Raw genomic sequence first — 14,508 nt, forward strand, 5'->3', positions numbered from 1 at the left:
TCAGTCGCCGACCGAGACCTGCTGTGGTTGCGTGGGCTGCGCGCCGGCAGTTGCGTACGGCTCATCGCTCGTCGGCGCACCACCGGACCTGCTCAACCGTCGGCCCAGTACCGAGTGCCGCCGGCCGTAGACGAGGTAGATGATGATGCCCAGCACCATCCAGACCGCAAAGCGAATCCAGGTCTCCACCGACAGATTGATCATCAGCCAGACACATGCGGCGATGGCGAGACCGGGCACGATCGGGCTGCCGGGGACCCGGAAGCCTCGCTTGAGGTCGGGTCGGGTGCGGCGCAGAACGATCACGCCGGCGCACACCAGTACGAAAGCGAAGAGCGTGCCGATGTTGACCATCTGCTCGAGCGTCTCGATCGGGAAGAGTGCGGCGATGACGGCGACGACCACTCCCACGATCATGGTGATGCGGATCGGGTTGCCGGACTTGTTCGTTGCGCCCCACGGGCGCGGAACGAGTCCGTCACGCGACATCGCGAACAGGACCCGCGTCTGTCCGAGCATCATCACCATCACGACGGTCGTGAGTCCGGCGAGGGCGCCGACGTTGATCGCGGTCTGGGCCCACGTGATGCCGTGATACTCGAACGCCGTGGCCAGTGTCGCGCTGCCGTCTCCGACCAGGGGGCTTCCGGTGCGCAGCTGCTGGTAGTTGACCATGCCCGTCAGGACGACGGTCACAGCGACGTAGAGGACCGTGACGATCGCGAGCGACCCGAGAATGCCGCGCGGAATGGACTTCTGAGGATTCTTGGTCTCCTCGGCAGTGGTGGCCACGACATCGAATCCGATGAACGCGAAGAACAGCATGCTCGCTGCCGCCAGCAGGCCGTACCAACCGTAGTTGCTGCCGTCTGAACCACTGAGCACCGAGAACAGTGTCTGGTGCAGGCCGGCCCCGCCGCCGGTTGTCGCTTCGCCTGCCGGGACGAACGGGTGGTAGTTGTCGGCGTTGATGAAGAAGGCGCCGACCACGATGACCAGCAATACCACCGCCACCTTGATGGCGGTGATGATCGCTGACACCCGGGATGACAGTTTCACGCCGAAGGCGAGGGTCAGGGTGATCGCGCCGATGATCAGCACCGCACCCCAGTCGAGGCTGACGCCACCGATTTTGATGGTCGTCGCGGCGCCGAGGAAATCGGCGAGGTAGAGCGACCAGCCCTTGGCCACAACCGAACTGGCCAAGGCGAACTCGAGGACCAGATCCCACCCGATGATCCAGGCGATGAACTCGCCGAACGTCGCGTACGAGAACGTGTATGCGCTACCCGCGACGGGGACGGTCGAGGCGAACTCCGCGTAGCAGAGGGCCGCCAGGCCGCAGGCGACGGCGGCGAGGACGAAGGCCAGGGAGACCGATGGTCCCGCCATGTCACCGGCTGTGCGTGCGGTCAGGGTGAAGATGCCGGCGCCGATCACGACGGCGACGCCGAAGGTCGTCAGATCGCGGGTGGTCAGGTCCTTGCGTAACCGACTTCGTGGCTCGTCGGTCTCGGCGATCGATTGCTCGACCGACTTCGTCCGCCATATGCCAGTTCCCGGCATGCTTTCTCCTCAATGCGAGTTCGATTCGCGCAGTGCGCATCTGGCTGCCGACGCGCACGCACGGGTGGTCTGGCGGGTCAAGCGGATAGGTTCCGCGGGCGGTGCCCTCGCCCCGTCAGTCGCGTGTCGGCAGTGCTCGCTATGCAAGCAGTGTGATCTGGAACACGCCAGTCATCGGAGCGAAATCGAGGCGAAGACGCAAAATTTGTCGCGCTGTCCCCGTTTGCCGACGGATCTTTGCGTCGGGGCGGCCATTTCGAGGGTGGGCGCTCCCCGGTGGTCGAGCTGGCCCCGCTCCCTGAGCAGCGACCGCCTCCCCGCTCCCTGACGGGCTGCTGCCGCTCTCTGGGCGGCGACCGCCTCCCGCGAGCTTGAGCTCACCCCGCTCCCTGAGCGGCGACCGCCTCCCGCGAGCTTGAGCTCACCCCGCCCCCTGAGGAGCCTCGCGAGGAACGAGCGAAGCGTCACGAAGGGGCCGCTTCTCAGCAGCGAGCTTGCGAGTTCACCGCGCTCCCTGGGGAGCGAGCGTGCGAGTTCACCGCGCTCCCTGGGGAGCGAGCGTGCGAGCCCACCCCGCTCCCTGAGGAGCGAGCTGGCGAGCTCACCCCGCTCCCTGAGGAGCGAGCGTGCGAGCCCACCCCGCTCCCTGAGGAGCGAGCTTGCGAGCGTCACGAAGGGGCGCCCTTCGTGACGCATCCTCGCAGGCTCGGAGGCTCCTCGGGGATCGGGTGGTGGCGTTTGCGGGCTTGGAGGTTCCTCGGGGATCGGTGTGGTGGCGTTTGCGGGCTTGGAGGTTCCTCGGGGATCGGGTGGTGGCGTTTGCGGGCTTGGAGGTTCCTCGGGGATCGGTGTGGTGGCGTTTGCAGGCTCGGAGGCTCCTCAGGGATCGGGTACTCGGAGGCTCGTCGCTCAGGGACTCAGATCGGTGTGGTGGCGTTTGCGGGCTCGAAGGTTCCTCGGGGATCGGGTGGTGGTGTTTGCGGGCTCGGAGGTTCCTCGGGGATCGGGTGGTGGCGTTCGCGTCTCCACCCACCGTCGCGGCTCGCCCCTATCGATGCCAGGAACCGAGGACGATCATCGTCTTCGTGCCGGTGGCCTTGCCGCCACGTCGGAGATGGTTGATGACCTGTTGCAGATGGCTGTGATCGCGAGCGCGCACCTTGACCAGCATGTCCGGGTCGCCGGCAATGGTGTACACGGCCTCGACCTCGGGGATCTCGGTCATCGCCTGCATCATCTCGTCCGGCTGGGAGGTGCCCACGTAGCGAACCTCGGTGAAGGCCTGCACCGGCCAGCCGAGTGCGGTCTGGTCGATCGTTGCGGTGAACCCGGTGATCACGCGCTGCGCGCGGAGACGGTCGACACGTCGTTTGGTGGCCGCGACCGACAGATTGACGCGAGCAGCCAGATCCGAGAAGGTGGCGCGACCCTCCTCGGACAGCAGTGCCAGCAGGGCCAGATCAACGTCGTCGAGATCGACCATGCGCAACAATTTATCGAACTGGTCGCATTCGCGGCAAAGATTTGCGTATTGCCGGCCAGTTGACGCGAACTCCTTGTGTGGCCTGTCGAAGGGGTCATAGCGTCCTGCGCCATGACGACAACCATCGCCGCAAACGACCTGCACAACGAACTCCATGAACGCGACTTCGAACAGCTCGTCCTGTGTCGGGACCCCGAAGCAGGCCTGGAATCGATTATCGCCGTGCATGATACGACCCTCGGGCCGTCCCTCGGCGGCGTGCGGATGCGCCAGTACCCGTCCCGCGCGGCGGCTGTGGCAGATGCGATGGACCTCGCTCAGGCGATGACCTACAAGGCCGCGCTGGCGGGGGTGCCGCTCGGCGGTGGCAAGAGCGTGATCAACGCGGACCCGCGCGTCGCGAATCGTGACGAAGTGCTGGTCGCACATGCCAAATATATTGCGGCGCTGAATGGTCGATACATTCCGGCGTTGGACATGGGCACGTCGGTGCGCGACCTGGAACTGATCGGACGCCATGTGCCGGTGGTGTCGGCTCAGCGCGGCGATCCGTCCTACTTCACTGCCCGCGGTGTGGTGCGCGGTATCGAGGTCGCTCTCGAGGCGTGCGACGGAAAGGCGGTCGCCGGTAGTCGTGTGGCGATCCAGGGGCTCGGCAATGTCGGGTTCCACGTTGCCCGGATGCTGTCCGATGCGGGCGCCGAGGTGATCGGAGCCGACATCGATCCGGCCCGGGTGCGGCGCGGTGTCGACGAGCTCGGGATCACCGGGGCCGACCTCGCCGAGGTTCTGTTCGCCGAGGTCGATGTGGTGGCTCCCTGCGCGGGCGGCGGCGTGATCGACGAACCGGCGGTCTCGCGGTTGCGGACCTCCGCGCTGGTCGGCGCGGCGAACAACATGCTCAGCGAAGACCGGCTCGCTCGGGATCTGCACGAACGAGGCATCGTCCACGTCCCGGACTTCGTCGCCAATGCCGGCGGACTCATCGCGGTGGAGGCCGAACTCCGCGACGATGAGCACGGCCTCGAAGAGCGTGTGGATGCCATCGCGGACACCGTCCGCGAGGTCCTGAACCGATCCGCGGTGACCGGAGTCGATGTCGTCAGCGTGGCGCTGTCGATGGCCAAGGAGATCGTCGAGGCCAAGCGCAAGTACCGGCCGTATTTCCGAGCGTCCTAGCCGCCGACCGTCACGCGTCACCGGGACTGATGGCGGAATCGCCGGATCGTGGGTCGGATGCCGATATGCTCGCCACGATTCTCCAGAACCGCTGCTATCGAAGGTGACGCGTGATGACCGAACCGCTTCTTGTGGATGTGCGAGACACCGTCGCACTCGTGACCCTCAATCGGCCGGACGCGCGCAACGCGTTGAGTCTGGATCTCGCCCGAGGGCTGAGTTCCGCACTGCGTCAACTCGACGCGGACCCGGCCGTCCGGGTCATCGTGCTCACCGGCGCAGATCCGGCTTTCTGCGCGGGACTGGATCTCAAGAGCTTGGCCGCCGATGGCCCGGACTATCTCGATGCCGTTCACGAGGCGAACTGCATCCGTCTCGTCGGTGAGCTCGCCACCCCGGTTGTCGGTGCCGTCAACGGCGCGGCGTTCACCGGCGGGCTCGAGATCGCACTCGGTTGCGATTTCCTGATCGCCGGTGAACGCGCCGTGTTCGCCGACACCCACGCCCGGGTGGGCGTGTTGCCCGGCGGCGGGATGACCGTTCGACTGCCCGACCGTGTCGGGCCCGGCTGGGCGCGACGGATGTCCTTCACCGGAGAGGTCGTCGACGCACAGCTGGCGCTGCGTATCGGGCTGGTGACCGAGGTCGTCGCTCACGACGGCTTGGTGGATCGTGCCGTGGAGATTGCGCACCGGATCGCCGACACCGACGGTGGGATACTCCGTTCGGTGAAACAGATCTACGACGCCGGATGGGGCGCCACAACCGGGCCCGCCCTCGCCGTCGAAGGCGACCTCGCCGCGGCCAGCGTACCGAACTGGGCGGCACTAGAGTCGAATCGGCGCAACGTCATGGTCCGTAACCGCGCTCAGATGTGACGAGACCGTAGACACAACACTTCTCGTCGGATACACGTGGCGTGCCACGTGTATCCGACGAGAAGTGTTGTGGTTATCGGGTCGACAACCGCGAAGAGCTGCTCAACCTGTTCGCGCGCAAGGCGCCATGGCTACTGGAGGACATGCTCCGGGAGGCGGGTGTCGAGTACTCCAAGGTGCTGATCCCGCTGCGGTCGCATATCGTCGTCGACGGAAATCTGTACACCGGGCAGAATCCCGGGTCGTCGGAGGAGCTGGCGAATCGGATCGTCACAGACGTGGCCGGCGCCGCGCAGCGCTGAACTCCTGGCGGCGCCGGCCGGATGCCTAGACGGCGTCTTTCCCCTCGTCGAGTTTGACCGCGAGCACCGGGATCGGGCTGCGCAGGATCAGTCGTTGGCTGATCGATCCGAGTACCGCCTTTCCGACGGCGCTGCGGCGCTTGACACCCACCACCAGACGGCTGGGCTGGAACCGGTCGATCTCGTGCAGGACGGCGTCGACGGGGTCGCGTTCGTCACGGCCGAGTCGATCCACAACCGTGATGGCGGTGTCGGTGACGATCTCGGATGCATCGAGTTTGGTGAGGGTGAGGTTGACGGCGACGACGTCGGTGTCGAACCGACGCGCTTCGGTGACGGCCTCGTGCAGAGCGTGGGCGCCTTCAGCGGTATCGGTCACGGCGACGATGATGCTCATGGTGACTCCTTGAGGTGGATGTGCGGTGTCAGCGAAAATCGCCGCGTGCGAACGATTCTTCGAGTTCTTCGAGTGACCGGTGGCTGGTGTTGGGCAGCGTCTTGTAGGTCAGGAACGTCATGATCGCGCACACCACGAAGAACACGGTGTAGGTCCCGGTGATCCCGCCGATGGAAACCAGAGTGGGGAAAGCCTGTCCCACAATGGCGTTGGTGGACCATCCGATCAGAACCGACACCCCCATACCGAACCCGCGCATCCGCAACGGGAACAATTCCGACAGACACACCCACACCGGGATGTTCAGCGTTGTCTGCATGACGAGCACGAAGAGTGCGACGAAACCGAGCACGGCATAGGCCTGCAGCTTGCCGTCCGGCACCACCAGGGTGGACGCGACGATCAGGGCGTGACAGATCGTGACACCGATCAGTCCGGAGATGATCAGACGGCGGCGACTGACGCGTTCGATGACCACGAACAGGCAGAGCACACCGCCGACGACCGATGCCACTCCCATGAAGATGTTGGCGATGGGCGCGGCGTTGTCGCTGAATCCGGCGGTCTTGAGAAGGTCGGTGCCGTAGTACATGACGGAGTTGATGCCGGTCAGCTGTTGGCCGACGGCGATGATGACACCGGCCAACAGGATGCGCCGCACCCACGGGATGGCGAGGTCGGCGATACCACCGGTCTGCGATTCGCGCTCTTCTTCGGCGAGTTCTTCGACCTCGGCCATCTCGGCGCGGGCGCGATCTTGGGTGCGTACCTGCGAGAGCACTGCGAGTGCTTCGTCGTCGCGGCCCTTGGAGATGAGCCAGCGTGGGGATTCGGGCATCCGGAGCATACCGATGAACATGCAGACCGCGGGGATCGCACAGACCGCGAGCATGATTCGCCACACACCGTCGTGTTCGCCCCACACCGCGTGGATGATGGCGTTGACGACGAACGCTGCGAGTTGACCGATCACGATGGCCAGGTCGTTGCGCCCGGAGAGAGTGCCGCGACGTTCGGCGGGCGCCAGCTCGGACAGGTAGATCGGCACGGTGACCGATGCACCGCCGACGGCGAGGCCGAGGATGAATCGGGCCGGCAGCAGGAGTTCGAGGCTGGGGGCGGCGACTGCGCCGAGGGTTCCGAAGAAGAAGATGATCGACAGGATGATCATGGTCTTGCGGCGGCCGAGGACGTCGCTCATCCGGCCGCAGAGCACCGAGCCGATCGCGGCACCGACGAGCAGGGTGCTGACCACCAGCCCTTCGGTGACGGCGGTGAGGCCGAGTTGCCGGCTCATCGGCTCGAGTGCGCCGTTGAGCACGCCGGTGTCGTAGCCGAAGAGCAGGCCGCCGAACGTGGCCACGACCGCGATGAGGTCCATGCGGCGTTGGTGCGGTCCGGGACGCAAGGGTGGCAGCGCTACTCCGCTTGCCGTGAGAGAGGGGGCGGTGTTGGACATGAGTTTCTCCTGCCGGGTCGGATGCTTCCGGTTCCCGGTTGTGGGCTGTTTGCAGAGAGGTGGTTACTTCTGTAGTGGTGCAGTCTGTTTCAGTTGTGTCGGGGGTCAGAGGTCAGCGGTCAGAGGTCAGCGGTCGGAGGTCAGCGGTCAGGGGCGAGCACGATGTCGAAGCGAGCGCGGGCCCAGTCAGATCCGTTCAGGTCGCGGCCGTCGGGTGTGGGTGTGCCCGGGCCCTGTGGCACGAAGTCCTTGACGAGCGATTCCTTGACGCCGAAGACGGTGTCGGAGGTGAGCAGTTCGTCGCCACGGACGAAGATGTGGGTGACAAGTGTGCGCCGCCCCGGGGCCGACACCATGAAATGCAGATGTGAGGCCCGCATCGGCGAGCGTCCGGTCGCGGCGAGCATTCTGCCCACTGGGCCGTCGTGAGGGATGGGGTACGGCGTCGGGGTCAGTCCCCAGAATCGGAAGCCGCCTTCGTCGTCGCTGAACAGATGTGCTCGACCGCTGACGCGATCGTCGCCGTACTGGACGTCGTAGAAGCCGTCGTCGTCGGCTTCCCACACCTCGATCCGGGCGTTTGGGACGGGCGCACCGTCGAGGTCGCGGACGGTGCCCTCGACCCAGCACGGTTGGCCCGTTGCACCGCCGGCGATGTCGCCGCCGTTGTCGATGCGTGGAGCGTCGTCGACGAAGAAGGGCCCGAAGACGGTCGCCTCGGTGGCGTCGCCGACCGCCTCGTTGTTGACATTGATGGTCTGCATGGATGCCCCGAGCACATCGGACAACAGAATGAACTCCTGTCGGCGGTCGTCGGTGATGTTGCCGACCTCGGTGAGGAACTCGATTGCCGTGTTCCACTCGGATTCGGTCAGTCGCACTTCCCGGATGAACGCATGGGTATGACGCACGAGAGCCTGCATCAGATAGGTCAGACGTGGATCTTTGCACTCGGCGAAGGACTGCAGGACGTTGCGGGTCAGTCGCTCTTCGACCGCGTCCTGCTCAGGGCCGGGAGTCGGAATGGTGGTGGTGGGGGCGGCAACGGTGTCGGTCATGGTGATCTCGATCGTGGTTGTAGGTGGATGGGGTCAGTGGCCGGCCGGGCGATCTCCGGCCCAGGCCGCGCGCAGCAGTTCACGGACCGCATCAGGAGTGACGGGTCGAGGGTTTCCGTACGGGCGGGCGGTCACCTCGTCGACGATGCGGTCGATGTCGTCCTCGGTCATGCCGAGTTCGGCCAGGGAGGCGGGTGCCCCCAGTTCGCGCGACAGCCGCCAGATCCGCGACGACGGTGCGCCATTGCCGGGCAGCGCGCGGCACAGCGCGGCAACTGCGGCGGGCGCTTCGGGTTCGTTGAAGGCCAGCGCGTGCGGAAGGACCACCGTGTGTGTTTCGGCGTGCGGCAGATTCAGCGTCCCGCCGAGCGCGTGGCACAGCTTGTGGTGCAGCGACATCGTCGTGGCGCCCAAGGTGGCGCCGCACAGCCAGGCGCCGTAGAGGGCTTCGCTGCGCGCATCGAGGCCGGTGGGATCGGCGACCACCCCGGGCAGCGACGCGGCCAATGCGCGGACGCCTTCCTCGGCGAGCAACGACACGATGGGACTCGTATCGGGTGCATAGAGGCCCTCGACGGCGTGCGCCATCGCGTTGAACGCACTGGTGACCGACATGGCGGCGGGCAGTGTCGTGGTCAATTCCGGGTCATAGACGACGCTGCGGGGCAGGACTGCCTGGTCCCGTCCGGTCTCCTTGCGGCCGTCGGTGGTCAAGCCCCAGACCGGCGTCATCTCCGAGCCGGCGTAGGTGGTCGGTACGGCGATGATCGGCAATCCGTGTTTGAGGGCGATCGCCTTGCCGAGGCCGATGGCCGAGCCGCCGCCGACGGTGACACAACCGTCCGCACCGAGGTCGGCCGCGGTGGCGGTGGCCTTTTCGGCGACCTCGGCCGGAACGTGCATGACGGCGTGCGGGTACAGACCGACACTGCGGTCACCCAACAGGTCCGCAATCTGCTGCGCGACATCGTCCTGCCCGGGCGAACACAGCACCAGCACGCGCCGGAGCCCGAGATGGTCGAGCTCCTCGGCCAGCAGGCTGCGGGCACCGGGGCCGAAGCGGACCCTCATCGGAAGCGATTGATAAATGAAGTCGTAGGTCATCGACGTGACCCCTCCTGCAGATTGTTCGGGAGATGTACTCTCATACAATGGACGAGGTGTTCGCACAGTACCACGGTTCTGATAGAAAGTGATACGGCTAACGTCGAATGACGAGAGACGCTCCGGGCAGCGCGGTACCAACCGCCTGCGTGGCAGGGTCGGATCGGCGATCGGCGTGCCGGAGCAGGCCCGACAACTTCAGGGATGAGGCGCAGTGAACTCCATTCAATTGCTCACCAAGGCGGGTCAGATCATCGACGAACTCGCCCGCTCGGGCCCGTCGACCCCTGCTGAGCTGGCCAAATCCGTCGATGAGCCCCGGCCGAGCGTGTACCGGATCGCCGCCGCACTCGAGCAGCTGGAGATCGTCCGCGGTGGCGCCAATGGTCGACTCGAACTGGGCCCGGGGTTGCTGCGCTGGGGCGACGCCGTCGTCGAGGCCTTCGTCGACCGGCGCGACCTGCACAAGCATTTGCGCTGGGTACGTGAACAGGTCGGTATGAACGCGTACTTCGCAGTTCCGGGGCCCGGCGGCCTGCTGTGCCTGGATCAGGAGGGCGGAGCGGTCGTGGACCTGCGCGACCTCGAGCCCGGCCGCGTGCTACCACCGCATGCGGGCGCGGCATCGCAGGTGGCCCTGGCGTTCGCGCCGAACGCGGTCCGAGAAGAGTGGCTGGCCTCGGCCGGCTTCGAACCACTGGCAGCCCGCACACCTACCAGCGTCGACGATCTCCGCGCTCGGTTGACGCTCACCGTGACGCGCGGGTGGAGCGTCACCGACAGCGAGATCGTCGACGGTATCGCATCGGTGGCGGTACCCGTACGCCGTGACGACCAGGTCGTCGGCGTGATCTCGGTCGCCGGTCTGCGGTCCAGCATCGTCCCGCAGGCCGAGTCGGCGGCGCAGGTCCTCGAGGTCGCGGCACGCGCGATCGCCGAGTCGATGGGCCGGCCTTCGTCGCCGGTGCCACGCGGCGGGCCGGGTGCGGCCGCTGTCGCCGAACGCAGCGGCCCACGCTCGCCTGCCCTGATCCTCAAAGCCGGGGCGCTGATGGAAGCCCTTGCCGCAGAACGAGTTGCGACCTCTGCCCGACTGACCGAACTCACGAACGAGCCGGCCAGCTCGGTGTATCGGATGCTGGCGTCTCTGGTGGACCTCGGCTGGGTGGAACAGATCACCCCCAGAGGTGCCTATCGGGTGGGGGGCAAGGTCCTCACCCTGGCCTCGGAGCTGGTTCGACGACTCGACATCCGCAAGGCTGCGCGCCCGATTCTCGAGGAGATCCACGGAGCCACCGGTGAGACCACGTTCCTGTGTGTGCGCAACGGCCCACGTGCCGTCTGTATCGAGCGCATCGACGGGGTGCGGGTGAACAGCACGGTGTTGCAGCTGGGACGCTCGCTTCCCTTGCACGTCGGAGCCGCCCCACGGGCGCTGCTCGCCTTCGAGGAGAAGGAGGCCTGGGACGAGTACGCCTCGATCGCCGCGTCGAGCGATGACCTGCGCCGCGACGCCGTGTCGCGGTCGGAGTTGTATGCACAGCTCGAAGCGGTGCGCGATACCGGGCTCGCGGTCAGTGACAACACCGTGACCCCTGGTATCGCAGCCGTCGGCGCGCCCATATTCGACCACTACGGCCGTGTCGCCGCGTCACTGTCGGTCAGCGGCCTCCGCGAGGGCATCCTCGCGGAGCCGGACGAGGGCCGGTCGGTATCCGAGTTGGTTGAGTGGGGCGCCCGAGAACTCTCGCGGTATCTCGGCTGGGTCGATCCGGCCGTGTCCGAGGCATCGTCTTGACCCGCGACGTGCCCCATGCCACACTTGGACGAGATGTCCACTAGGTGATAGTCGAGCGGGCTAAGTGCCGCAGACATGTACTCACCACCTGCTCGGACCCGACAGAGGTAACCGGCAGATAGCCCAGAGCATTGCCAGACAGGAGAACCACACCGTGTCCGACACCATTCGCGTAGGCCTACTCGGTATCACTCATCCCCATGCGTCGGCCCGGGTGCGGGCACTGTGGGAGATCGACGGTGTCGAGGTGATCGCCGCCGCCGACGACGATTCCCGGTTGAAGTACTTCACCGACAAGTACGACCTCGAGGCACGCGAGATCGACGACATCCTCGGCGACACCGAGATCGACGCGATCATGGTCCACTCCAAGAGCCGGGACATGGTGCCCCATGCGTTGCGTGCGCTCGCCGCAGGCAAATCGGTCGTCGTCGAGAAGCCGGGTGGCGGCACCGTTGCCGACCTCGAGCAGCTCCGCGACGCGGAGCTGCGGGCGCCTGCCAGCCTGGTCCTGCAGGTGGGCTACAACGTGCGCCTGGCCGAATCGATCAATCGCGCCAAGGACCTGGTCGACAAGGGCGTCATCGGTGACGTCGTCAGCGTCTCCGCGCGCGGCGCGGCGCTGGCCGGGGAGCACCTCACCCAGCATCTCAATCAGCCCAATGACATGGGCGGCGTGTTGTGGATTCTCGGCTGCCACATGCTCGATGCGCTGGTGCACGTCTTCGGCGCTCCCGACTCGGTGAACGCGCGGGTGCACAAGTCGTCGAAGCTCTCCGACGATGCCAGCCGGGAGGACTCCGCGGCGGTGCTGTTGAACTACCCCGACATGTCCACGACATTCAGCTTCGACGGCCACGACCGCCTGGAATGGTTCGAGAGCTCGAACATCACGATCCACGGCACGAACGGGCTGATCGAGGCCGGCGTGCTCCCGCAGCGGCTGCGCGTGTTCGTCGACGAGGCACGCGAGGGTTACCAGGCGGGGTGGACCGAGTGGACGCAGAGCTACTTCACACCGCCGTTCGCCCGGACCGAGGCGAACAGGTTCTCCGAACTGCCCGAACTGGAGAACATCAGCAACTTCCACACCGAGATGCGGGGCTGGATCAACAGCATCCGCACCGGCGCCCCGATCGTGTCACCGGTTTCTGATGCGCTCACCGTGGCCCGCATCATCGACGCCTGCTATCGGTCGTCGGCGGACCGAGGCGCCGGCATCGATCTGTAGTCGCCAACTCACACGTCACTCCGGGGCCAACGCCCCTGCACTGCAAAGGATCACCCATGTCGAACGACAAGCTGCGCCTGGCCCTGTTCGGATCGGGCCGCATCGGCCACGTCCATGCCCGCAGCATCGCTGAAAACCCGGACGTCGAACTGGCGGTCGTCGCCGACCCGTTCCTCGATGGCGCACAAGCCCTCGCCGCGGCGACCGGTGCTCGCGCAGTCCAGGATCCCGAGGACGCGCTGGCGGAGCCGGGGCTGGACGGAGTCGTCATCGCCTCGCCGACACCCACCCATGTCGATCTCATGTCACGCGCTGCGGCCAAAGGGTTGGCAGTGTTGTGCGAGAAGCCGATCGACCTCGACATCAACACGGTGCGCGAATGCCGCGACTCGGTCCTCGCGCACGGCGTACCGATCATGCTCGGATTCAACCGCCGCTTCGATCCGGCGTTCGCCGCCATCCAGCAACAGGTGGCCTCGGGTGCGATCGGTCGGCTCGAACAGCTCATCGTGATCAGCCGCGATCCCGAACCCGCACCACGCGGCTACATCGAGGCGTCCGGCGGCATCTTCCGCGACATGACGATTCACGACCTCGACATCGCACGGTTCTTCGTTCCGGAGATCGTCGAGGTCACCGCCGTCGGCGCCAACGTGTTCAGCGATGACATCGCCGAGCTCAACGACTTCGATTCGGCGACAGTCACTTTGCGCGGCAGCAACGGCGAGATCGTGACGATCATGAACTCACGTCACTGCACCTTCGGCTACGACCAGCGACTCGAGGCCTTCGGGGCCACCGGCATGCTGTCGGCCGGCAACATCACGCCGACCACCGTGCGCCGATACGACGCCACCGGCACCGAACAAGCGCAGCCGTACTTCCCGTTCTTCCTGGAACGCTATGCGGCCGCCTACCGCGCCGAGCTCGATGCATTTGTCGCCGCCATCCGTACCGGGAAACCGTGCTCACCCGGCTTCGACGACGGCCTGCTCGCACTGGCACTCGCCGACGCCGCCCTTGAATCGGCGACGACCGGCACGACCATCGGTATCCCGAAAGCCTGACTCCACCACGCACAGAAAGCTCAGCGACGCCATGTCCTCGAACTCTATCGAACTCCTCGCCACCTGCTGGACCAGTGCCGGCAACGTCAAGCCGCTCCAGGCCAGCGAAGTCAGTCCGATCCCCATCGCCGAACGCATCCAGGCAATCGCCGACACCGGATGGGCCGGCATCGGCATCGCTCAGGATGATCTCCGTGTTCTGCGCGACGAACCCGGCTTCGGCGCACTCGGCGAAGCGATCCGTGGCGCGGGCCTGCGGCACGTCGAGGTCGAGTTGCTCACCGACTGGTGGGAGACCGGCGACAAACGCGCCGCTTCCGATGACGTGCGCACACTGCTGTTCGGGGCCGCCGCGGATCTGGGCGCCGGCCACATCAAGATCGGCACCGCGTTCGGGACCGCGCTGGATTCGATCGACCCGCTCGTCTCGCCCCTGCGTGATCTCGCCGACGATGCAGCCGCCCGTGGAATCCGCCTGGCCATCGAAGCGATGCCCTTCTCGATGGTGTCCAGCGTGCCGATGGCAGCCGACCTCGTGAGGGCCGTGGACCGACCCAATTGCGGTGTGCTCGTGGATAGTTGGCATGTGTTCCGAGCCGGCACCTCGATCGCCGATCTCCGGGCGTCGCTCACCTCGGACATTCTCTTCGGCGTCGAACTCGACGATGCGGCCGAGACCGTGCGCGGCACCTTGTTCGAGGACACCCGGGATCGGCGACTGTTCTGCGGTGAAGGGTCATTCGATCTGATCGGACTGATCCAGGCGCTCGCCGACATCGGATGGGGCGGCCCATGGGGTGTCGAGATCATCTCTGAAGACTTCCGCACGCTCGACGTGACGACCGCACTCGAGCGTGCGCGACGAACGGCCGCCGACGTCATCGCCAAGGCGCTGAACTGAGGATGCGTGTGGCAGGTGTGCCCGTCCAGGCGGACACCTGCCACACGATGATCGGATACACCCGGGCCGCGGCCGGGCCAACCCG

General features: G+C 66.2%; 13 protein-coding genes. 7 read left to right on the forward strand and 6 right to left on the reverse strand.

What is annotated here, in order from left to right; all coding sequences use genetic code 11:
• Positions 1 to 1,566 (reverse strand): amino acid permease, encoded by a 1,566-nt coding sequence (locus AC4AMJ_RS00860; protein ID WP_489897464.1) that lies wholly within the window; start codon positions 1,564 to 1,566, stop codon positions 1 to 3.
• Positions 1,567 to 2,614: 1,048 nt separating this feature from the next.
• A complete protein-coding gene (locus AC4AMJ_RS00865; protein ID WP_489897463.1) occupies positions 2,615 to 3,049 on the reverse strand; it encodes an Lrp/AsnC family transcriptional regulator in 435 nt (144 codons plus the stop codon).
• Between the two features lie 111 nt (positions 3,050 to 3,160).
• Here AC4AMJ_RS00865 and AC4AMJ_RS00870 point away from each other — a divergent pair, with 111 nt between their 5' ends.
• The 3 genes from AC4AMJ_RS00870 (at position 3,161) to AC4AMJ_RS00880 (ending at position 5,408) form a co-directional block, all read left to right on the forward strand.
• Positions 3,161 to 4,228: a Glu/Leu/Phe/Val family dehydrogenase gene (locus tag AC4AMJ_RS00870; protein ID WP_489897462.1), complete on the forward strand. Its 1,068-nt coding sequence runs from the start codon at positions 3,161 to 3,163 to the stop codon at positions 4,226 to 4,228.
• A gap of 113 nt (positions 4,229 to 4,341) precedes the next feature.
• Positions 4,342 to 5,106 carry an enoyl-CoA hydratase gene (locus tag AC4AMJ_RS00875; RefSeq protein ID WP_489916691.1) on the forward strand — a complete coding sequence of 255 codons (765 nt, stop codon included), beginning with the start codon at positions 4,342 to 4,344 and terminating at the stop codon, positions 5,104 to 5,106.
• A 41-nt stretch (positions 5,107 to 5,147) separates the two neighbouring features.
• On the forward strand, positions 5,148 to 5,408 hold the full coding sequence (locus tag AC4AMJ_RS00880; RefSeq protein WP_489916693.1) for a hypothetical protein: 261 nt from the start codon (positions 5,148 to 5,150) through the stop codon (positions 5,406 to 5,408).
• A 25-nt stretch (positions 5,409 to 5,433) separates the two neighbouring features.
• Here AC4AMJ_RS00880 and AC4AMJ_RS00885 read toward each other — a convergent pair whose 3' ends face one another.
• The 4 genes from AC4AMJ_RS00885 to AC4AMJ_RS00900 all read right to left on the reverse strand — a co-directional run bounded on the left by AC4AMJ_RS00885 (position 5,434) and on the right by AC4AMJ_RS00900 (position 9,426).
• The gene (locus AC4AMJ_RS00885; protein ID WP_489916695.1) at positions 5,434 to 5,805 is read right to left on the reverse strand and encodes a universal stress protein; all 372 of its coding nucleotides are present in this window, start codon (positions 5,803 to 5,805) and stop codon (positions 5,434 to 5,436) included.
• Positions 5,806 to 5,833: 28 nt separating this feature from the next.
• Positions 5,834 to 7,264 carry a sugar porter family MFS transporter gene (locus tag AC4AMJ_RS00890; RefSeq protein ID WP_489897458.1) on the reverse strand — a complete coding sequence of 477 codons (1,431 nt, stop codon included), beginning with the start codon at positions 7,262 to 7,264 and terminating at the stop codon, positions 5,834 to 5,836.
• Between the two features lie 140 nt (positions 7,265 to 7,404).
• Complete coding sequence (locus AC4AMJ_RS00895) at positions 7,405 to 8,322, reverse strand: intradiol ring-cleavage dioxygenase (protein WP_489916697.1); 918 nt, start codon at positions 8,320 to 8,322, stop codon at positions 7,405 to 7,407.
• Between the two features lie 33 nt (positions 8,323 to 8,355).
• Positions 8,356 to 9,426, reverse strand: a complete 1,071-nt coding sequence (locus tag AC4AMJ_RS00900) for a maleylacetate reductase (RefSeq protein WP_489916699.1) — start codon at positions 9,424 to 9,426, stop codon at positions 8,356 to 8,358.
• Between the two features lie 214 nt (positions 9,427 to 9,640).
• Here AC4AMJ_RS00900 and AC4AMJ_RS00905 point away from each other — a divergent pair, with 214 nt between their 5' ends.
• The 4 genes from AC4AMJ_RS00905 (at position 9,641) to AC4AMJ_RS00920 (ending at position 14,423) form a co-directional block, all read left to right on the forward strand.
• A complete protein-coding gene (locus AC4AMJ_RS00905; RefSeq protein ID WP_489916701.1) occupies positions 9,641 to 11,224 on the forward strand; it encodes an IclR family transcriptional regulator in 1,584 nt (527 codons plus the stop codon).
• Between the two features lie 154 nt (positions 11,225 to 11,378).
• Positions 11,379 to 12,455 carry a Gfo/Idh/MocA family protein gene (locus AC4AMJ_RS00910; RefSeq protein ID WP_489916703.1) on the forward strand — a complete coding sequence of 359 codons (1,077 nt, stop codon included), beginning with the start codon at positions 11,379 to 11,381 and terminating at the stop codon, positions 12,453 to 12,455.
• Between the two features lie 56 nt (positions 12,456 to 12,511).
• Entirely contained in the window at positions 12,512 to 13,522 is a 1,011-nt protein-coding gene (gene iolG / locus AC4AMJ_RS00915) for an inositol 2-dehydrogenase (protein WP_489897454.1), read from the forward strand.
• Positions 13,523 to 13,553: 31 nt separating this feature from the next.
• Positions 13,554 to 14,423, forward strand: a complete 870-nt coding sequence (locus AC4AMJ_RS00920; protein WP_489916705.1) for a sugar phosphate isomerase/epimerase family protein — start codon at positions 13,554 to 13,556, stop codon at positions 14,421 to 14,423.
• The last annotated feature ends 85 nt before the right edge of the window (positions 14,424 to 14,508 follow it).

Source organism: Gordonia sp. LMA484, assembly GCF_058129505.1.

Coding starts and splice junctions, on each gene's coding strand:
- AC4AMJ_RS00860 (WP_489897464.1), bottom strand. CDS start 1,566: ATGCCGGGAACTGGCATATGGCGGACGAAGTCGGTCGAGCAATCGATC.
- AC4AMJ_RS00865 (WP_489897463.1), bottom strand. CDS start 3,049: ATGGTCGATCTCGACGACGTTGATCTGGCCCTGCTGGCACTGCTGTCC.
- AC4AMJ_RS00870 (WP_489897462.1), top strand. CDS start 3,161: ATGACGACAACCATCGCCGCAAACGACCTGCACAACGAACTCCATGAA.
- AC4AMJ_RS00875 (WP_489916691.1), top strand. CDS start 4,342: ATGACCGAACCGCTTCTTGTGGATGTGCGAGACACCGTCGCACTCGTG.
- AC4AMJ_RS00885 (WP_489916695.1), bottom strand. CDS start 5,805: ATGAGCATCATCGTCGCCGTGACCGATACCGCTGAAGGCGCCCACGCT.
- AC4AMJ_RS00890 (WP_489897458.1), bottom strand. CDS start 7,264: ATGTCCAACACCGCCCCCTCTCTCACGGCAAGCGGAGTAGCGCTGCCA.
- AC4AMJ_RS00895 (WP_489916697.1), bottom strand. CDS start 8,322: ATGACCGACACCGTTGCCGCCCCCACCACCACCATTCCGACTCCCGGC.
- AC4AMJ_RS00900 (WP_489916699.1), bottom strand. CDS start 9,426: ATGACCTACGACTTCATTTATCAATCGCTTCCGATGAGGGTCCGCTTC.
- iolG (WP_489897454.1), top strand. CDS start 12,512: ATGTCGAACGACAAGCTGCGCCTGGCCCTGTTCGGATCGGGCCGCATC.
- AC4AMJ_RS00920 (WP_489916705.1), top strand. CDS start 13,554: ATGTCCTCGAACTCTATCGAACTCCTCGCCACCTGCTGGACCAGTGCC.